The sequence below is a fragment of the Leucobacter sp. wl10 genome (assembly GCF_003569785.1).
In the GTDB taxonomy this organism is placed as follows: Bacteria; Actinomycetota; Actinomycetes; order Actinomycetales; family Microbacteriaceae; genus Leucobacter.
In genome coordinates this window covers 335,737-355,651 of sequence record NZ_KZ983987.1, presented here as the reverse complement: position 1 = coordinate 355,651, position 19,915 = coordinate 335,737, and the positions used below count along the sequence as shown (strand labels likewise).

Sequence of the window (19,915 nt, the reverse complement as noted above, 5' to 3'; positions counted from 1 at the left end):
CTCAGTCCCGCCCCGTCAGCTGCCAGGCGTCCTCGTCGTCGTCTCCGTCGACCTCCTCGAGGCCGGCCCGGTACTTGGCGACGGGATCGTCGTAGCGGTCGTCGCCGAGCCCGTCGGAGGTCGCGAGCGGCTCGATCACGTCGGTCGGGCTGTCGCCGGAGAGGACCGTCGTATCCGCGGCGTCAGCGGGACCCGCCTGCGGCGCGGACGGCGTCGCTCCTCGCTGCATCCGCTCGGCCGGTGCGGCCGGTGCGGCCGGAGCAGGCCGGGCGGGCGGAGCGGGCGGGGCCTGCGACGAGGGTCCGCCCTTGACACGCGCGATCACCTCGGGCAGCTGCTCGGGCGTCACGAGCACATCGCGCGCCTTGGAACCCTCGGAGGGCCCGACGATGTCGCGGGACTCCATGAGGTCCATGAGCCGGCCGGCCTTCGCGAAGCCGACGCGCAGCTTGCGCTGCAGCATCGAGGTCGACCCGAACTGCGATGTCACCACGAGATCGATCGCCGCGAGCAGCACCTCGAGATCGTCGCCGATGTCCTCGTCGATCTCCTTCTTCTCGGCCGCCTGCGCGACATCGGCTCGGTACTCGGGCTGCGCCTGCGCCTTGACGTGCTTGACCACCTGGGCGATCTCGGACTCGTTCACCCAGGCGCCCTGCACGCGCATGGGCGCTGACTCGCCGTTGAGCAGCATCAGTCCGTCGCCCTGGCCGATCAGGCGCTCGGCGCCCACCTCGTCGAGAATGACGCGCGAGTCGGTGCCCGAGGCCACCGCGAAGGCGTAGCGGCTCGGCACATTCGACTTGATCACGCCGGTCACGACGTTGACCGAGGGGCGCTGCGTGGCGAGCACGAGGTGGATGCCCGCGGCGCGGGCGAGCTGCGTGATGCGCTGGATCGAGTCCTCCACGTCTCGGGGCGCGATGAGCATGAGGTCGGCGAGCTCGTCGACCACCACGAGCAGGTACGGGTACGGCTTGAGCACGCGCTGGCTGCCCTGCGGCAGCACGATCGACCCCGAGCGCACGGCCTCGTTGAAGTCGTCGATGTGGCGGAAGCCGAAGCTCGCCAGGTCGTCGTAGCGCATGTCCATCTCCTTCACGACCCACTGCAGCGCCTCGGCCGCCTTCTTGGGGTTCGTGATGATGGGGGTGATGAGGTGCGGCACGCCCTGATAGACCGTGAGCTCCACCCGCTTCGGGTCGACGAGCACCATGCGCACCTCGGCGGGGGTCGCCCGCATGAGCAGGCTCGTGATCATGGAGTTGATGAAGCTCGACTTGCCCGAACCGGTCGCGCCGGCCACGAGCAGGTGCGGCATCTTGGCGAGGTTCGCCACGACGAAGCCGCCCTTCACGTCCTTGCCGACGCCGATGGTCATGGGGTGCGGGCTGCGCTGGGCCTTGCTCGAACGCAGCACGTCGCCGAGGGCCACGTTCTCGCGATCCTTGTTGGGGATCTCGATGCCGATGGCGCTCTTGCCCGGGATCGGCGAGAGGATGCGCACCTCGTTCGACGCCACCGCGTACGACAGGTTCTTGGAGAGCGCCGTGACCTTCTCCACCTTGACGCCGGGCCCGAGCTCCACCTCGTACTGGGTGACGGTGGGACCTCGGGAGAAGCCGGTGACCCGGGCGTCGACCTTGAACTCCTCGAAGACGCGGGCGATCGCGGCCATGATCTGGTCGTTCGCCTCGGTGTGGGTCCTGGGCGCGTCGCCCGTGGAGAGCGTCGTCTGATCGGGCAGGCGATATTCGGCCCGGCTCGCGGCGGGGTCGTGCGGTGGTGCGACCGCGAAGGGCGTCGTCGGGGCGGCGCCGCTCGCACCGGCCGGCTCCGACTCGCCGGCGTTCGAGAAGTCGTCCCACGAATCGTCGCCCAGCCCCGAGCCGTGGGCCCCGCCCGCGGCTCGCACCGCGGCCTCGGCCTGGTCGAGCTCGTCGAGGAGATCGGAGGGGAACGCCCCGGTCGGCGCCTCGGGAGCGAGCGCGGACTCGAAAGCGCCGTCGGCCTGCGCCTCGGACTCGGTTGCTCCGAGCGCCCCGTCAAGGGCCTCTCGATCGCCCGCGTACTCCGGGGCCTCCTCGCGACCCGATTCGGTGCGACGCCACCAGGGCACGGCGGATCCGTCGCCCTCCTGATCCTCGAGGTCGAAGAGCGGCTCCTGGCCGTCCTTGCGCGATCGGCGGCTCTTCTTCGAGGCCGCCGGCTCAGCGGGCCCGGCGTCGCCCTCCCCGCCCTCGGCCACGCCGAAGAGGAACGCGTACGCCTCGCGCAGGCGGCGGGCGATGCGCCCCGGCGGCGTCTTCGTGACGATCAGCACCGACATCAGCAGCAGCAGCGACAGCACGGGCGTGGCCGCCCACACGGTGAGGAAGAGCAGCGGGGTGCCGATCATCCAGCCGAGCAGCCCCCCGGCTTCGGCCAGGGCGGGCATGCCGTCGCGGGGAACGGGCTGACCGCCGTAGATGTGCGTGAGGCCGGAGACGCTCATGATCGCGAGGAACAGGCCGATAGCGATGCGGCGGTTGTCGTTGACGCTCGAGGGGTGGTTGAACAGCCACATCGCGAAGCCGACCATGACGATGGGCAGGCCGAACGCCACACGGCCGAGCAGGCCGCCGAAGGTCCAGGCGTCGAGCTGCACGGCGACCGGCTGCCCGATGAGGAACCACTCGACCACCGCGCCGATCAGGGCGAGCAGCACCAGGAGCATCGGGATGCCGTCGCGGCGGTCCTCCGGTGCAAGGGGCTCGACGCGGAAGGCGCGAGCGGCGGCGCCGACGCCGTGCGCGAGCCCGTTCCAGGCGCGTCCGATCACGCCCTCGGTGGGCTCCGGCTCCGCGAGCACCCTGGTCTTCGCCGTGGTACGCGAACCCGCGGATGCGGTCGCCCGGGCGCCCGTGGAACGGGCACGCCGCGCCGCGGTTCTGCCCGATTTTTCGCGCGACGAAGCTTTACTGGCCATACTCACAGGGTACGTTCGACCCGCGACATTCGCGAGGTGACGCTCCGAGCACCCCCGTTTCCCGTGCCCGCCCCCGTTGCTTCGTTCGCAGCTGTCAATCCATGAGGACGGGGAGCGAGGCAGCCAGCCGGGGCCGGGGCGAGGCAGCCAGCCGGGGCCGGGGCGAAGCGAGGGCGGGGCCTGGAACGGGAGCGGAAGGAGGAGCAGGGCGGACGGCGCGGACCTCAGCGCCGCCGCAGCCCCCGCACGATCTTCTTCGCGATCGGCAGGCCCTCGGCCCAGATCCTGTAGCCGGGGCCCGGCCGGTCCCACGACCCCGCGAGCAGGTTCTCGTGCGACGCCCAGCCCTTCTTGAACGTGGTCACGCCGTCGTTGATGAGCCCGCCGAAGTCGTAGCGCTCGACCCCGATCGACCTCATGTGCCGGATCACGTGCCACTTCAGCGCGTAGTTGGCGCGCAGGCGCTGCCCGGTCTCGTCCATGCCTCCGTAGAGCTCGAAGGCCGTGCGCGACGACTTGGCCATGAACAGGAACGCCACCGGCCGGTCCTCGACGTACGCCGCCCACACGGGCGAGTCCTCCCCCAGCATCGTGAAGGCGTCGTGGTAGTAGGAGTCTTCGTGCAGCCCGAAGTCGGCGCGCTCGCTCGTACGGCGGTAGACCTCGAGGCACGCGTCGAGCTCATCCGGCGTCGAGACCTCACGGATCGACAGCGACTCCTCGCGCCCCGCCTTGCGCACGTACTGCCGGTGCTTCTTCGACATGTCGGCCATCAGCTCGTCCTCCGAGCGGCGCAGGTCCAGGATCAGCGTGCGCGCGGGCAGCACCGGCGTCCCGGCCTCGCGCCACCCGCCGCCGAGCGGGAAGGATCCCGCGTCCTCGTCGGGCTCGATCGACACCGCGACCGCCCGCCGGGAGCGGTGCACGTACGCGGCCACCGCGTCGGCGACCTCGGCGGGCGACGAAGAGGCGGCGGGGCGATCCGGATCCGCCTCCGAACGCGCGAGCACCGGCCCGCGGGGCGCGTAGACGAAGCCGCCGAGCGGGCCCGGCAGCGCGCGGGTGAGCAGCTGGCAGGCGCCGACGACGGGGTCGGCGGGTCCGGATCCCGAGCGCACGATCACGCGCTCCGCGCTCCAGCGGTGCGCCGACTTGAGCTCGCCCCATCCCCACAGCTGCAGCGGATGCCCGCCGAGCCGCTGCACGGTCTCGTCCCAGACGGCGCGATCGACGCAGGGCGTCACGGTGAGTGTCACGAGCGGTTCCTTCCGAGTCTGCGGGAGATGAAGCCGGTGAGCTCTGCCAGCTCGGGCGAGCGCAGCAGCTTCAGCGCGACGAGGTAGACGAGGCTCACCGCAACCGCGACGATGCCGGCGAACAGGATCGCGAGGCCCGCCCCCTGCACCGGGGCCCAGAGCCGCACCGCCCAGGCCGCGAGCAGGCCGAGAACGAGAGACGGGACCGCGGCGAGCACGAACTTGACGAGGCTCTGCGCGATGCGGCGCCCGTCGATCGAGCCGATCCTTCTGCGCAGCAGCCAGGTCGCGAGCAGGGCCTGCGCGATCGTCGCGAACGACCACACGAGCGCGAACAGCATGCCCCTGAGCTCTCTCGGGGCCAGCAGCAGGAGCAGCGACAGCGCGACCACGATGCCCATCTGCACCGTCGTGAACACGAACGGCGTGCGCGTATCCGAGAGTGCGTAGAAGGCCCGCTGCACGATGAACAGGAAGCTGTAGGCCGCGAGACTCACCATGTACGCCTGCAGTGCGGCGGAGAACTGGTCGACCTGCATCTGCGTGGCGCCGAAGTTGATGATGCGCGCCACGAACGGCGCCGCGGCGAAGACGGCGGTCGCCGCGAGCACCATGACGAGCGAGATCTGACGCGCCGAGGCCGAGAAGTCCTCGCGGAACTCGGCCATGCGGCCGGTCTGCCCCCACTCGGAGAGACGGGTGAAGTAGGCGGTCGCGAGCGAGACCGCGATGACCGAGTGCGGCATCATGAAGATGAGCCAGACGTTGGCCATGGCGCTCGTCGACGGGCCGACGCCGCTGCCGGTGGCGACGATGTTGTTCGTGACGAAGCCGCCGAGCTGCATGACCGTGATCGTGGCGAGGCTCCAGGCGGCGATGCGGGCCGTGCGGCCGAGCCCCATGCCCCGCCACGCGAAGTCGGGGCGGTAGCGGAGACCCGCCTTGCGCCACGAGACGGACAGGATCAGCGCCTGGGCGGCGACGCCGAGCGTCGCGCTGCCGGCGAGCACGCCGATCGAGAGCGGATCCCACTCGAACACCGTGCGCCCGCCCTCGGGGTCGGCGCCGAACAGCACGATGAACACGACGATGCCGGCGATCGCGATCACGTTGTTGAGCACGGGGGCCCACGTGAACGGCCCGAAGACGCTGCGAGCGTTGAGCACCTCGCCGAGCACCGTGTAGAGCCCGTAGAAGACGATCTGCGGCAGGCACCAGTAGGCGAAGGCGGTCGCGAGCGCGAGTTGGTCGGGCGTCCAGGCCACAGCGGTGAGCCAGACGATCCACGGCGCAGCGAGCATCGCGAGCACCGTGATCGTGAACATGCCCACCGAGATGAGCGTGAGGATCTTGTTGATGTAGCCGGCGCCGCCGTCGGGGTTCTTCGCCGCCCTCACGATCTGCGGCACGAGCACGGCGTTGAGCATGCCGCCGAGCAGGATCATGTAGAGCGTGTTCGGCAGCAGGTTGCCGTTCTGGAACGCGTCGGCCGACACCGAACCGACCGAGCCGATCGCGTACGCCAGCAGCACCGCCTTCACGAGGCCCAGGATGCGCGACACCATCGTGCCGGAGGCCATCACCGCGCTCGCGCGCATGAGTCCCGCGGCCATCAGTAGTACGGATCCTTCCGCACGGTCAGCGACCAGCGCCGCGCAACCCGGTCCCCCAGCCGGGTCCACACGGCGTACGCCCGCGGCGCGAGCGGCAGGTCGAAGGCGCCGGCGTAGTCGGTGATCTCGGCGGAGAAGGAGCGCTTGAACTGGCCCACGCCGTACAGCGGGTGCTCCCGATCGTCCGCGCGATCGGAGGGCGGGGCGCCGCACAGATCGTGGGAGACCGCGCCGCGCTCGTGCGCCCAGCGGATCACCTCCCACTGCAGCGCGTGCGAGGCGCCGTAGGCGGTCTTGGCGCGCACCGAGGCGCCGTCCTTGTAGGTGGTCTTGCGGCCGAGCGCGATGGCGAAGGCGCCCGCGATCAGCTGCCCCCCGCGGCGCGCGAGGAACATCTGACCGGATCCGGCCCGTTCGAAGGCCCGCCAGAACTCGCGGTAGTAGCCCTCGGAGCGCAGCACGAAGCGGCCCTCCGCGGTCTCCCGCAGCAGCGCGTAGAGCGCGGCGCAGTTCTCGTCGGTGGCGGGCGCGCGGGCGACCTCGATGCCGTCGCGGCGCGCGCGGCTGATCGAGTTGCGGGCCTTCTTGCCGAGCCCCGCGAGGAGTTCCTCCTCGGAGCGGTCCGGGCCGCCGAGGTCGACGATCACCGTCGACGGATTCGGGATGATGCGCACCGTGTCGCGGTATCCCGCTGCCCGGATCGCGTCGCGGGCGCCGGGGCCGAGGCGCGGCTCGATCTTCAGCAGGAACGCGCCGCGAGAGCGAGCGAGCTCCGCCACCGCCGTGGCCGTCTCGAGCACCGCCGCCGCGTCCTCGCCGGCCGGGCCGGCGGGCAGGTGCCACCACTCCCCCAGCAGCGGCACGCGCTTCGCGAGCGCACCCACCGCCACGGGCCCGCGCCCGGGCCGGTCGACGACCACGCGATGGTCGCGGTAGCCGCCCTCCCGGCGCTTCACGCCCAGGTAGGCGTCGCCCATCCAGACCTCGCCGCCGCCGGGATTCGCCGCGACGAGCGCATCCCAGTCGGCGCGCTCGGCCGCGCTCGCGAGGCGCGCCACGGCACCGCCCGGGTCGGCGGCACCCGGGAGGGATCCCGCCACCGGCTAGACCACCACTACGACGGGCACGATCATGGCCTTGCGGCGCAGCTTCGTACCCACCCAGCGACCGATCGTGCGGCGCGTGATCTGCTGCAGCTGATGGTGATCGGTCACGCCGTCCTTCATCGCGGCCTCGAGCGCGTCGGCGATCTGCGGCTTGATCTTGTCGAAGACGTGATCGTCCTCCGCCACGCCCTTCGCGTGGACGTCGGGGCCCGACACGATGTGCGCCGTCGTCGGCTCGACCACGGTGATCACCGAGATGAAGCCCTCCTCGGCGAGCGTGCGGCGGTCCCGCAGGTCGTCGTCGGTCACCCGGCCCACGCTCTTGCCGTCGACGTAGATGAACTCCGTGTCGAGCTGACCGACCGCGCGGGCCACGCCGCCGACGAGGTCGACGACCGTGCCGTTCTCGGCGATGACCGTGCGGTTCTGCGGCACGCCCGTCTCGATCGCCAGCGCGGCGTTCGCGACCAGCATGCGGTACTCGCCGTGGATCGGCATGACGTTCCTGGGGCGCACGATGTTGTAGCAGTAGAGCAGCTCGCCCGCAGCCGCGTGACCGGAGACGTGCACCTTCGCGTTGCCCTTGTGCACCACGTTGGCGCCCAGCCTGATGAGGCCGTCGATCACACGGTAGACGGAGGTCTCGTTGCCCGGGATCAGGCTCGAGGCCAGGATCACGGTGTCGCCCCGACCCACCTCGACCTGGTGCTCCCGGCCGACCATGCGGCTGAGCACGGCCATCGGCTCGCCCTGGGACCCGGTCGACATGTAGACGATGCGGTGATCGGGGATGTCCCCGCTCTTCTTGAGGTCGACGAGCACGCCCTCGGGCACCTCCAGATAGCCGAGGTCGGCCGCGATCTTCATGTTGCGCACCATCGATCGACCCAGCAGCACGACGCGCCGCCCGTTGGCGTGCGCCGCTTCGAGCACCTGCTGCACGCGGTGCACGTGGCTCGAGAAGCTCGCGACCACCACCTTGCCCGGCGTCTTCGCGATGACCTGCTCGATGACGGGCCCGATGTTCTTCTCGAGCGGGGTGAAGCCCGGCACGTCGGCGTTCGTCGAGTCGGTCATGAAGAGGTCGACGCCCTCCTCGCCGAGCCGAGCGAAGGCGCGCAGGTCGGTGATGCGGCCGTCGAGGGGCAGCTGATCCATCTTGAAGTCGCCCGTGCCGATCACGAGGCCGGCCTCGGTGCGGATCGCGACGGCGAGCGCATCGGGGATCGAGTGGTTCACCGCGACGAACTCGAGATCGAAGGGACCGTACTGCACCCGGTCGCCCTCGGCGACCACGTGGGTCTTCGGTCGGATGCGGTGCTCCTTGAGCTTCGCCTCGACGAACGCGAGCGTGAGCTTCGAACCCACGAGCGGGATGTCCTCGCGCCTCCTGAGCAGGTACGGCACGCCGCCGATGTGATCCTCGTGACCGTGCGTGAGCACGACGGCCACGACGTCGCCGAGGCGATCCTCGATCTTCGTGATGTCGGGCAGGATCAGGTCGACGCCCGGGTGGTGCACCTCGGGGAAGAGCACGCCGCAGTCGACCACCAGCAGCTTGCCGTCGATCTCGTAGACGGTCATGTTGCGACCGACCTCGCCGAGACCGCCGAGCGGGGTGATGCGAAGGGTGCCCTTCTCGAGAGCGGGAGGGGCGTATGGGGGGTTGGGCACTGGGCCTCCTGATTGTTAGCGGGTGGTGCCTGCGATCTTGGGCAGGGCACCGCCGGCAGCCGCGTTGCGGTCCGGCCTGAAGTTCGAGAGATCGATGCCCGGCACGTCGCCCACGAGCGCGAGCTCGTCCTCGATGAGGGCGGCCTCCCACTCCTCCGGGCCCACGAGGGGCAGCCGCACGCGCGGGCTGCCGATGCGGCCCAGCCCGTGCAGGATGTACTTGGCCGCCACGGTGCCGGGCACGTGCGTCATGACGGCGCGCACGAGCGGCTCGAGCCGCTGATGCATGTCGCGGGCCGTGTGCAGATCGCCCGCGTTGACCGCGTCGATGATCGCGCGATACGGCGCCGCGGCGATGTTCGCGGTGACGCCGATGAGACCCGTGGCGCCGATCGCCAGGTGCGGCAGCACGTTCGCGTCGTCACCCGAGAAGTACATGAGATCGGTCTGGTTGAGCACCCGGCTCACCTCCGAGAAGTCGCCCTTGGCGTCCTTGACGGCGAGGATGTTGGGGTGCTTCGCGAGACGCAGGATCGTCTCGTACCTGATCGGCACGCCCGTGCGGCCGGGGATGTCGTACAGGATCACCGGCAGCTTGGTCGCGTCGGCGACCATGCGGAAGTGCGTGAGCAGGCCAGCCTGCGTGGGCTTGTTGTAGTACGGCGTCACGATCATGACGCCGTCGGCGCCGGCCCGCTCGCTGGCCCGGTACAGCTCGATGGCGTGCGCGGTCTCGTTCGAGCCGCCGCCCGTGATGATCTTCGCGCGGCCGCTCGACACCGACTTCGCGACCTCGACGAGCTTGATCTTCTCAGGATCGGTCAGCGTGGACGTCTCGCCGGTCGTGCCGGTCACCACGAGGCCGTCGGCGCCGCTCGCGATGCAGTCGTCGATGTGCTTCTCGGTCGCGTCCCAATCGACCTCGCCGTCAGCCTGAAACGGCGTGACGAGCGCGACGAGCACCTGACCGAAGGGGTTTTCCTGGATTGCCACCTGACCAGGGTACCGGACCGAGCATCGAAGCTCCGCCCACCGGCTCCGGGTTTCTCCTCCGGCGAGGCGTCCGCCCGCGCCGCGCACCCGCCGGATCACTCATCGGACGGCCCGCCGGATCGCCTGCCGGGCCCGCCGACGGCGAGATCGTAGGCCTCGCGGAGCCACGCCCGCACCTCCTCGTCCACGGGGTCCGCTGCATCGAGGCGCACGCGGTGCGAGCACATGCCCCCCGCCGCTTCGAGACGTCCGCGAGGCTGCGCATCGCCGAGATTGAGGCCCAGGTCGATGCGGTCGCGGGCCGCCGGGGTGATCACGGCGAAGTTCTTGGAGCGGCGCAGCGCCACGCTGCCCTTCTTCGGGTCGACCGCGACGTCCGTGCCGAGCGTCGACGCGAAGGCCACGAGCCGATCGTAGAGCGGACGGAGCGCGGCCTTCGCACCCGCGTACTGGGCCTCGACGAGCGCAGCGGGATCCTGCGGCGCGTCTCCGCTCCCCGCCAGGCGAGCCAGCAGGTTGGCGTTGCCATGCGTGAGACCCCGCTCCGACTTCAGCCAGGCGACCATCTGGCCATGCCTCATCCCGCCCGCCCGCAGCGGCCCGAGTTCGTCGAGCCACTCGCTCCGCGACCTTCCGCTCGATCGCTCGATGTTCTGCAGCTGCGTCTCCAGCGCCTGTTCGATGTCCATGCGATGTCCTCCTCACGGCCAGTATGGCCGCGTACAGGCGCGGAGAATTGGACGGGCTTTACCCGGCGTCGCCCGCCGACCGCGTCACCCGCCGCCCGCGTCGCCGCCGATGAAGTACGGGGTGTCGTAGGTCGACGCGGAGAGCGCGGCGAGGTAGAGCTTCGGCGTCAGACCCGTCATCCGCTTGAAGCTGCGGATGAAGTGCGACTGGTCCACGTACGGGCTCTGCCCGACCAGCCGCGTCCAGGTCCACGGCTCCCCCGCGGGCGGCAGCGTCTCGAGCAGGCGGTGCACCATGAGCATGCGCACGATCCGGGAGGGCGCCACCCCGGTGACCGCCCGGAACCTGGCAATCAGCGTCTTGTGCGCGATGCCCAGCTCTCTCGCGACCTCTCCGACCGGCACCGCGGGATCAGCCTCCCACCGGCCGAGCGCGAATCGCACCGTGCGCTGCGCCTCGCGCTCCCGCTCGCCCCTGGAAGCGATCACCCGCGCGACCGCGCGCAGCCACCCCAGCACCTCGGCGTCCTCCGGATGCTCGGCCGGTTCCCCCGCCCCCGTCACCCGGAACCGCGAGGGCACCGCCGAAAGGAGCTCGTCCGACATGCTCGCCGGCACTTCGGACACCCCGGTCCGCGGCACGATGCCGAGGCGAGACGGGCCGTCGAGCGCGAGCCTCACGCCGATGTGGCGCAGCCGGCTCGGATCGCCGAAGCGGATGACCCGATCGCGCACGCCGGTGAGGAAGACCGTCGGCGTCGGAAGGGGCTCCGCTCCGTCGGGGAGCAGCTCGTAGGGGTCGGAGAGGTTGACGATGATCTCGATCGACGGCATGGGCAGCACGAGCTCAACCGGGTGCGTGCGGGGCATGTCCAGGTACCAGATGCCCGTGACTGCGTCCGTGCCGGCCGCGTCAGCCGCATCGGCGAGCTCGACGTAGTGCACGCTCAGGCGCGCAGCCAGCGCTCGAAGCGGTACTCGAGGCCGGTCCGGGACACGGCCGGTGCGCCAGGATCCGCCAGCGCCCACTCGGCGCCGATCTCGGGCGCGAAGGTATCGGCGTCGGGCACGTCGAGCTCGATCCGCGTGACCGAGAGCTCGTCGGCGAGCGGCATGGCCGCCCGGTAGAGCTGGCCGCCGCCCATGATCCAGGCCCGCTCCGCGCCGCGATCGCGCACCTCGTTCAGGGCCGCCTCGAGGGAGTTCGCCACGACCGCCCCGGGCGCGTCGAATCCGGTATCCCGCGTCACCACCACGTTCTCGCGACCCGGCAGCGGCCGGAAGCGCCCGGGCAGCGACTCCCACGTGCGGCGGCCCATGACGACCCGAGCCCCGAGCGTCTCGCGCTTGAAGTGCGCGAGATCCTCCGGCAGGTGCCAGGGCATCTCCCCACCCCGGCCGATCGCGCCGCAGCGCGCCTGCGCCCAGATCATGCCGATGCGCACGCGGGCGCCGCGCCCGCTCACACCGCGACCGGGGCCTTGATGCCCGGGTGATGCCGGTAGTCGATCACCTCGAAGTCGTCGAGCGCGTAGTCGAAGATCGAGTCGGCCCTGCGGATCTCGAGGCGCGGGTAGGGGTGGGGATCCCGGGCCAACTGCTGCTCGACCTGCTCGACGTGATTGTCGTAGATGTGGCAGTCGCCGCCCGTCCACACGAGCTCGCCGGGCTCGAGGCCGGTCTGCTGCGCCACCATGAGCGTGAGCAGCGCGTAGCTCGCGATGTTGAAGGGGACGCCGAGGAACATGTCGGCGGAGCGCTGGTAGAGCTGGCACGACAGCCGGCCGTCGGCGACGTAGAACTGGAAGAACGCGTGGCACGGGGCGAGGGCCATCTCGTCGAGGTCGGCGACGTTCCAGGCCGAGACGATGAGGCGCCGCGAGTCGGGGTTGCTGCGGAGCTGCTCGACGACCCGCGAGATCTGGTCGATGTGCTCGCCGCCCGGAGCCGGCCACGACCGCCACTGCACCCCGTAGACCGGGCCGAGATCGCCGTTCTCGTCGGCCCACTCGTCCCAGATGGTGACCCCGTGCTCCTCCAGGAACGCGACGTTGCCCTCGCCGCGCAGAAACCACAGCAACTCCACCGCGACGGACTTGAAGTGCACCCGCTTCGTCGTGATGAGCGGGAACGACTCGGAGAGGTCGTACCGGATCTGCCGCCCGAAGAGGCTGCGCGTACCTGTGCCGGTGCGATCCGATTTGGGGGTGCCGTGCTCGTAGACCTCGCGCAGCAGGTCCTCATAGGGGGTGGGGATCGGGATCGCAGTCACGCCCACGAGTCTAGCGCCGCAACCCGCGTTCCGGGATCCCGACCGCCGCTTCAGTCGCGCCTGATCCGGAGTCCCTTCCGCCCGTGCTTCTCGCTCAGCATCTGCACGTCCGCCCGGGAGACGAAGGTCTCGGGATCCTCCCCGATGTGCCACTCGGCGATGCCGAACGACCACGGGGTGACGTCGATCTCCCGGCGCAGGCGCTCGCCGATCTCCAGCGCCTGCGCCGTGTCGCAGTCGACGAGCAGCAGCGCGAACTCGTCGCCGCCGAACCTAGCGAAGACGTCCTGCGGCCGGGTGCGATCCTGCATCGCGCGCGCGAAGTCCTGCAGCACCCGATCCCCCTCGCCGTGCCCGTCCCGGTCGTTGATGGTCTTGAAGTCGTCGAGATCCACGTACAGCAGCGAGAGCGGCCGCCCTGTGCGCTGCGCGTTCACGACGGCCTTCGGCAGCAGGCGATCGAAGCCGCGCCGATTCCAGACGTCGCACAGCGAATCGGTGATGGAGACCCGATCGAGTCGCTTCTTGAAGTGACCCACCAGCTCCCCCAGCACCGCGCCCGTGAGCGCGAGGGTGGCCAGCACGGGGTAGACGGGCTCCCCGTGCTTCAGCACGATCACCACCGAGTAGGACAGCAGCCAGCTGTACCCGAGCACTCGCGCGACGAGCATCGGCAGGAACCAGACGACGTAGATGAAGAACGGGACGAAGAGCAGGCCCATGTTCAGCGCGCGGATCTCGTTCGGCGAGAGCGCCACCGTGGGCACGACGAACAGCATCGAAAGCGTCATCAGCACCGCGGCCGCCGCAGTCGAGAAGCGCCGGCCGCGGACGAGCACCGCGCAGCCCGCCGCCGCGCTGAGCACGCCGGCGACCACCACGTCGAGACGAGGGACCTCGCCGATGCGGAACACGGTGACGTTGAGCCCGGCGAGCAGGGCGCCGGTGAAGAAGTACAGGGCGGTCGCGATCGAGCGGTCGGTCTGCGCCCTCTTGAACCGCGGCACGCGCCTACCTCCCGCCTCGCGCCGGCCTCAGGAGCCGAGGCCGTCGTCGAAGACCTCGACCGCCGAGGTGTCGTTGCTGGCGTCGGTCCGCGCGAGCACCTCGCCCCTGAAGAAGCCGGGCGACACCCGCGACTGGAGGAACATCAGCACCACGCCGAGACCCAGCACCACGATGCCGATGACGCCGACCAGGCCGACGCCGCCGATGTTGCTGCCCGAGCCGAAGCTCGGATCCATGCTGTCGATCGTGGTCTGCACGAAGACCACGAGCAGCAGGACGCCTCCGACGGCGGGCAGCACGATCTTGGAGATCAGCGAGCCGACGCCCTCCTTGAGCGCGGTCCTGCGGAAGTACCAGGGGCTCGCCAGCGCGGTGATGCCGTAGTAGAAGCACACCATCATGCCGAGCGCGGTGATGGTGTCCCACAGCACGTCCTCGCTGATGAAGCGCATTACGGCGTAGAAGACGGAGGCCACGATCGACGACCACAGCAGCGCCACGTACGGCGACTTGTACTTGGGGTGGATGCGCTTGATCGACGGCGGCAGAGCCCCGTAGTGCGACATCGCGAGCAGCGTGCGCGCCGGCGAGATCGCGGTGGAGTTGATCGAGGCCATCGCGCTCACGAGGATCGCGAGGGAGAGCAGGATCGCGGCCGGACCCATGACGGGGTTCGCGAGCGCCGCGAACACGTTCTCGGCGATGTCGGGGTTGCCGAGGCCCGTCGGGCCGCTGCCGAGCCCGGCGTAGGCCACGGTGGCGGCAGCGGTGCCGACGTAGAGCACCAGGAGAATCGCGATGAGGATCATCGCGGCCTTGCTCTCGGTCGAGAAACGCCCCTTCGAGGGCTTGGTCTCCTCGCCCATCGTGAGCACGGTGTCCCATCCCCAGTACACGAAGATCGAGACCGCGATGCCCGCCGCGAAGGCGCTGAAGCCGTCGACCTCGAACGGGTTGAACCAGGAGAGCTCGGGCACGCGGCCCTGCGCGTTGGCGGGGTCGCCCGCCCCGACGAACATGGCGATGATGAACCAGACGAGCACCACCATCTGGAAGGCGACCGTCACGTACTGGAACGCCTTGGTCGAGGTCATGCCGCGGTAGGAGATGAAGGTGGCGAGCGCCATGAATCCCAGACAGACCAGGATGTTGATGAAGCGGTTGCCGGCCAGATCCGCGATCGCCGGGTCGCCCACCAGGATGCTGATCGACTGGAACAGGAACTCCACTGCGATGCCGGCCAGATTCGAGAGCACGAGCACCGTCGCGGCGATGAGGCCCCACCCAGCCATCCACCCCACCCAGGGTCCGAAGGCGCGGGTCGCCCACGTGAACGAGGTGCCCGAGTCGGGCATGGCCGAGTTGAGCGCCCGGTAGCCGATCGCCACGAGCAGCATGGGGATGAAGCCCATGAGGAAGATCGCCGGGGTCTGGTAGCCGACCTCGCTCGCCGCCGGGCCGACCGCGGAGGTCAGCGTGTAGGCCGGGGCGCAGGTCGAAATGCCGATGACGAGGGCGCCCAGCACGCCCACGGTGCCCGATGGAAGCCCCTTCTTGCTGATGCCGGACACGGAGTCCAGGGTGCGCGTCGCCGGCTCGGGAGCCGAAAGGTCGTACTTGGCCATGTTGTTGCCGCTGCTTTCCCACGCACCGCCGCGTGTTCGTGCGTCCTGCTCGCCGGCGGGGATCGTCGCGAGGTCATCCGGGCCCCGAGCCGCTGGCTTCCGCCGACGATTGTAGGGGCGAACCCCAGGTTTCCCTAAATCGGCCCAGAAGTACCACGAACTTCATCGCGCTCTCGCGCAATGGCTTGTCGAATCGCAGCGCGAGCCCGCTTTCGATCCCCGCACGCGTCGTACACGATTCCGAGCCGCATCCACGCGCGCCAGGATTCCGGATCGCGCTCCACCTCGTCGCGGTACCGCGGGAACGCGGCGTCGGCGTCCTCGCGCACCGGGCGGCCGGAGGGGCGCGTCGCGACGGGCTCTTCGGGCAGGACGCCCTCGGCGGCGAGCCGGTCGGAGAGCCGGGTGGCGGTGCGCCCGAACTGCAGCTCGCGCACGAGCGCCCAGACGCCGAGCAGCGGCAGTACCAGCATCGCCGCGCCCATGAGGATCGGCAGCGGCTCGCCCGATATCAGCAGCGCGAACGCGCGAACGCCCGCGAACACGAAGTAGAGCACGAGCAGCGCGCTCATGACGGCGACGCCGAGGACGGAGCCCGCGCGCGCGTTCACGGGCGCCCCCCGGGCGCGCTGCTCCCGGGCGCACCGATCCCGAGCGCGCCGATCCCGAGCACCCGGTCGAGCCCCACGGTGAGCCCCTCCGCGGTCACGGCCGCGTCGAGCGCGGCCCTGATGCCGGCTCGGTACGCGTCGTTCGAGTGCGTGTCGTGCGCGATGGTGAGCACCTCCCCGGCCCCGCCGAATCGCACCTCCTGCTTCGCCACGACACCGGCGAGGCGCAGACTGTGCACCGGGATCCCCGCGACGAGCTGGCCGCGCGCGGGCTGGTCGGCAAACGGCGCCTCCACGGGGCGGCCGCCTCGCGCCTCGGCCATCGCCTCCGCGGTGCGCACAGCGGTACCGCTCGGCGAGTCCACCTTTCGGGGGTGATGCGCCTCGATCACCTCGATGGCGTCGAAGTAGGGGGCGGCCGCGCGAGCGAGCGCCGTGCCCAGCACCGACCCCAGCGAGAAGTTCGGAACCACGATCACTCCGGCACCGGGGGTCGCGGCCACGCGCTCCCCGAGCGACGCAAGCCGCTCGGCCGACCACCCGCTCGTTCCGACGATCACCCTCTGGCCGCGGTCGAGTGCGCGTTCGACGATGCCGGGCGACGCCTCGGGGTGGCTGACATCGACGAGGATCCGCGCGCCGGCGCCATCCTCGGGGCCCGAGGCGCGGTTCAGACGTGCCGTCAGCTCGAAACCGGGGTGGCCATCGACCACCTCGCAGACCAGGCTCCCCAGACGACCGGTGGCCCCGGAGACGGCAACGCTCACAGACATGCGTCCAAGCCTACCCGCGCTGCGGGCCCCGCGCCGCGCCCGCAGCCGACGGTCGGCTACAGGCTCGAGCGACCCGTGTCGCCGACCGCGACCACGGTGAGCGGGCCGGCGGCGAGCAGCGCCGCGATCTCGCGAATCTCCTCGGCGCTCACCGCTTCGAAGCGCTCCAGCGAGGCGTCGAGGTCGTACAGCTCCCCGTTCCCCAGCTCGGCGCGGGCCAGGCGGCCCATGCGCGTGTCGGAGTCCTCCAGCGCCAGGGCGGAGGATCCGGCGATCTGCCCGAGCGCGCGCTCGCGCTCCTCCTCCGTGATGCCGCCCTCGGCCAGCCTCTGGAGCTCGACGCGGCTGAGTTCGGCGACCTCGGCCGCCTTCTCCGGCGCCGCGCCCGCGTACATGCCGAAGAGGCCGCCGTCGGAGTAGCTCGCGCCGAAGGAGTAGGCGGTGTAGGCGAGGCCCCGCTTCTCACGGATCTCTTGGAAGAGCCGGCTCGACATGCCGCCGCCCAGCACCGAGTTCATGATGCCGAAGGCGAAGCGCCGCGGGTCGTGGGCGCGCAACCCCTCGGTACCGATCATGAGGTTGATCTGCTCCGAGGGGCGCTCGGTGAGGCAGACCCGGGGCGCCGCTCCCGGGGAGATCGCCGGGTCCACGAGGCTCGTCGCGGATCCCGCGTCCCGCGAGGGGATCCCGTCGGTCGCGCCGCGCACGCGGGCCGGCGCTGCGACGGAGCCGATCGTCGCGGCCGGCTCCTCCCCGGCCCCCTGCACCCGCCGGGCCGGGATCGCGCTCCGATCCGTGTGCCAGCGCTCCTCGGCGGAGAGGTTCAGGGCGGCGAGCACCTGCTCGACGAGGCGGTCGTGATCGACCGCGCCCGCTGCTGCGACGACGAGCGTCGAGGGGTCGTAGCGCTCGCGGTAGTGGGCGGCGACGTCGCCGCGCCGCGCCGCGCGAATCGTCTCGGGGCTGCCGCCGATGGGCCGGCCGAGGGGGTGGTGCTCGCCCAGCACGGCCTCGAAGAACCGCTCGTTCGCCACGTCGGCGAGGTCGTCGGCGGCCATCGCGAGCTCCTCGAGGATCACGCCGCGCTCGTTCTCGAACTCCGTCGTGTCGAGCACGGAGTTGGTGACCATGTCGGCCAGCACCGTCACCGCGCCCTCGAAGTCGACATCGCGCAGCTTCGCGTAGTAGCAGGTGTACTCCTTCGCGGTGAGCGCGTTGTGCTCGGCGCCGATGCGGTCGAAGCTCGTCGCGATCGAGTAGGCGTCACGCGTGGGCGTGCCCTTGAACAGCAGGTGCTCGAGGAAGTGCGTGGAGCCGAGGCTTCCCGGCGCGTCTCCCCGCTCGGCCTGCTCGTCGCGGGAGCCGACCCCCACCCAGAAGCCGACGGTCGCGCTGCGCACGCCGGGCATGCGCTCCGTGAGCACCCGCAACCCGCTCGGGTGCACGGTGCGGCGGACAAGACCGCCGCTCAGGTCGGCTCGGAGCTCGGCTTGGTCGAGGGGCAGCAGGATCGGCTCGTGCATCCCATCAGCCTACCGCCGAGTCGGGTGTGCGCTCACCCCTGGGCGAGCGCTCCCGGGATTCAGGCTGCGAGCATGAAGCGGGGCGGCGGCGGGTCGATACCCGCCCACGCGTATCGGAGCTCGATCCGCGGTGGCAGCGCGGTCCGTCCGCCGCCAGGATCGTGGAGGATGAAGTCGCCGGTACCATCACGGGTGATGCGCCACCCGCCGTGGTGCAGCTGCATGTGGTGGAACGCGCACAGCAGGACCCCTCGATCGATATCGGTTCTCCCGGCGCCCGCGGCCCACTCGTCGATGTGGTGCGCCTCGCAATAAGAGGCGGGCCGGTCGCATCCCCTCCACCGGCAGCCCCCGTCTCTGACCGCGAGGGCCACCCGCTGCGCCGGCGTGTACAGGCGCTGGGTGCGCCCGAGATCGAGGGGATTCCCCGCGCGGTCGACGGTGACGGCGAGGGTGCCGGCGGTGCAGGCCCGCTGCCTGGCCACCCAGGCCGGCAGGGCGCGCACCCCGTCTTCCGTGTATGCCGCGGCGGCCCCTCCGTCGTCTTCGGTGACGACCCGCACGAGCCGCACGGCGGCCTGTCGGGTCCCGTACACGACCTCCGCTTCGGCGAGGGAGCCCGCTCGCAGGAGATCCATGAACAGGTCGAACGCGAGCTGCTCGTTGGAACGGGGATCCGACGCCAGTTCGCGGGCGCGAGCCTGCTCGGCGGGATCCACGAATCGCGGACCTCCTCTGCGGGGACGCAGCGCCGCGTCCTGCACGGAGCGCAACCACGCCGCCGAGAGGTCGTCGAACACCAGACTCGCCCGGGCGCCCCCGTCGCGGTCGGTCCACATCCGGAACGAGCGTTGCTCGTACCGAGCCAGGTACCGTTCCTCGGCGCCAGCGGGATCGAGCTGATCCCGGACGAACCGGGCCGCCTTCGCGAGTTCTTCGACCGTGCGCCGATCGGCCTCCGCGATGAGCTGTTCCGCTGACAGCGACCACGCTGCAGCGAATTCAGCAGCCTCCCGAGCAGCTTCGGCTGCCGCCGAGTTCGCCGCCGCGTCCGAGGCCACATCGAAGGCCGCGACGCGGCTTTCCGGCGGCTGTCCGAGCCCGCGCAGGATCGCGTCGTGCTGCGCCTCTGAGATCTCACCGCCAAGCAGCGCACACCCCAAGGGGGCGTGCCACGGGGCTGCGGCGATCCCGCCCGCCTCCCTCGGATCCGCATCGCCGTCGGCGCTCTCTTCACCCGCATCGCCGCGGAACACCCCGGCGGCCTCAGCGCCGTCGTAGAGCGTCTCGCCGACCCGCACCTGCCGCGCGGCCTCCACCCGGCTGCTCCCCGTGAGCCGCTGCACCAGCGCCACCGCACTGCGATGCCCCCGCGCCTGCGCCACGCCCGCGTGCCCCGCCTCACGCGACGAGCGCCGGGCCACGACACCCGCCGCCGCCGTCCGCAACCGCTCCACCATCCGCCCCACCTCGGACGCCAACTCCAGCAGCGCCACCGCCTCCCCGTCATCGAGGCGATCCACCGCCGCCGGCAGCAGCCCCGCATCCGACACCTCGCCCGTGAGATCGCGAATCGCCGCGACCCGGGCCATGATGTCGGTGAAGAGTTCCATGCCTCTATTTTCCCATCTGATCAGCACAAACACCTAGGGACAACTCCACGAGGTTCACCGGTTTCGGCCGCCTGTGGACGAAGAGCCGAAGAGCCAAGGTGCCGAGGTGCCGAAGTGAAGAGGTGCCGAAGTGACGGAGTAACGAAGTGATGAATTGATGAATTGATGAATTGATGAAGTGCCGAAATACC

16 protein-coding genes are annotated in these 19,915 nt (G+C 70.8%); all 16 read right to left on the bottom strand.

What is annotated here, in order from left to right; genetic code table 11:
• Nucleotide 1 precedes the first annotated feature (1 nt).
• The gene (locus D1J51_RS01675; protein ID WP_119073422.1) at nt 2-2,968 is read right to left on the bottom strand and encodes a DNA translocase FtsK; all 2,967 of its coding nucleotides are present in this window, start codon (nt 2,966-2,968) and stop codon (nt 2-4) included.
• 224 nt (nt 2,969-3,192) lie between these two features.
• On the bottom strand, nt 3,193-4,224 hold the full coding sequence (locus D1J51_RS01670) for a lipid II:glycine glycyltransferase FemX (protein ID WP_119073421.1): 1,032 nt from the start codon (nt 4,222-4,224) through the stop codon (nt 3,193-3,195).
• Complete coding sequence (murJ, locus tag D1J51_RS01665; RefSeq protein ID WP_119073420.1) at nt 4,221-5,837, bottom strand: murein biosynthesis integral membrane protein MurJ; 1,617 nt, start codon at nt 5,835-5,837, stop codon at nt 4,221-4,223. Before murJ ends, D1J51_RS01670 begins: the two co-directional genes overlap by 4 nt.
• Nucleotides 5,837-6,937, bottom strand: a complete 1,101-nt coding sequence (locus D1J51_RS01660) for a lipid II:glycine glycyltransferase FemX (protein ID WP_119073419.1) — start codon at nt 6,935-6,937, stop codon at nt 5,837-5,839. The genes murJ and D1J51_RS01660 overlap by 1 nt, the downstream gene beginning before the upstream one ends.
• 3 nt (nt 6,938-6,940) lie before the next feature.
• Nucleotides 6,941-8,617 carry a ribonuclease J gene (locus D1J51_RS01655; RefSeq protein ID WP_119073418.1) on the bottom strand — a complete coding sequence of 559 codons (1,677 nt, stop codon included), beginning with the start codon at nt 8,615-8,617 and terminating at the stop codon, nt 6,941-6,943.
• Nucleotides 8,618-8,632: 15 nt separating this feature from the next.
• Entirely contained in the window at nt 8,633-9,610 is a 978-nt protein-coding gene (gene dapA, locus D1J51_RS01650; RefSeq protein WP_119073417.1) for a 4-hydroxy-tetrahydrodipicolinate synthase, read from the bottom strand.
• Nucleotides 9,611-9,705: 95 nt separating this feature from the next.
• A complete protein-coding gene (locus D1J51_RS01645; protein WP_119073416.1) occupies nt 9,706-10,299 on the bottom strand; it encodes a DUF5655 domain-containing protein in 594 nt (197 codons plus the stop codon).
• Between the two features lie 84 nt (nt 10,300-10,383).
• Nucleotides 10,384-11,244, bottom strand: a complete 861-nt coding sequence (locus D1J51_RS01640) for a helix-turn-helix domain-containing protein (RefSeq protein ID WP_119073415.1) — start codon at nt 11,242-11,244, stop codon at nt 10,384-10,386.
• Nucleotides 11,245-11,246: 2 nt separating this feature from the next.
• The gene (locus tag D1J51_RS01635; RefSeq protein WP_205547644.1) at nt 11,247-11,732 is read right to left on the bottom strand and encodes a dihydrofolate reductase; all 486 of its coding nucleotides are present in this window, start codon (nt 11,730-11,732) and stop codon (nt 11,247-11,249) included.
• A 29-nt stretch (nt 11,733-11,761) separates the two neighbouring features.
• Complete coding sequence (locus D1J51_RS01630; RefSeq protein ID WP_119073555.1) at nt 11,762-12,562, bottom strand: thymidylate synthase; 801 nt, start codon at nt 12,560-12,562, stop codon at nt 11,762-11,764.
• A 59-nt stretch (nt 12,563-12,621) separates the two neighbouring features.
• The gene (locus D1J51_RS01625; protein WP_119073414.1) at nt 12,622-13,578 is read right to left on the bottom strand and encodes a GGDEF domain-containing protein; all 957 of its coding nucleotides are present in this window, start codon (nt 13,576-13,578) and stop codon (nt 12,622-12,624) included.
• Nucleotides 13,579-13,605: 27 nt separating this feature from the next.
• Nucleotides 13,606-15,204: an APC family permease gene (locus D1J51_RS01620; protein WP_119073413.1), complete on the bottom strand. Its 1,599-nt coding sequence runs from the start codon at nt 15,202-15,204 to the stop codon at nt 13,606-13,608.
• Between the two features lie 134 nt (nt 15,205-15,338).
• The gene (locus tag D1J51_RS01615) at nt 15,339-15,815 is read right to left on the bottom strand and encodes a tetratricopeptide repeat protein (protein WP_240422753.1); all 477 of its coding nucleotides are present in this window, start codon (nt 15,813-15,815) and stop codon (nt 15,339-15,341) included.
• On the bottom strand, nt 15,812-16,588 hold the full coding sequence (dapB, locus tag D1J51_RS01610; protein ID WP_119073412.1) for a 4-hydroxy-tetrahydrodipicolinate reductase: 777 nt from the start codon (nt 16,586-16,588) through the stop codon (nt 15,812-15,814). The genes D1J51_RS01615 and dapB overlap by 4 nt, the downstream gene beginning before the upstream one ends.
• A 56-nt stretch (nt 16,589-16,644) precedes the next feature.
• Nucleotides 16,645-18,111: a M16 family metallopeptidase gene (locus tag D1J51_RS01605; protein ID WP_119073411.1), complete on the bottom strand. Its 1,467-nt coding sequence runs from the start codon at nt 18,109-18,111 to the stop codon at nt 16,645-16,647.
• Between the two features lie 59 nt (nt 18,112-18,170).
• Nucleotides 18,171-19,724, bottom strand: coding sequence for an HNH endonuclease signature motif containing protein (locus D1J51_RS01600; protein ID WP_119073410.1), 1,554 nt, complete (start codon nt 19,722-19,724; stop codon nt 18,171-18,173).
• Nucleotides 19,725-19,915 lie beyond the last annotated feature (191 nt).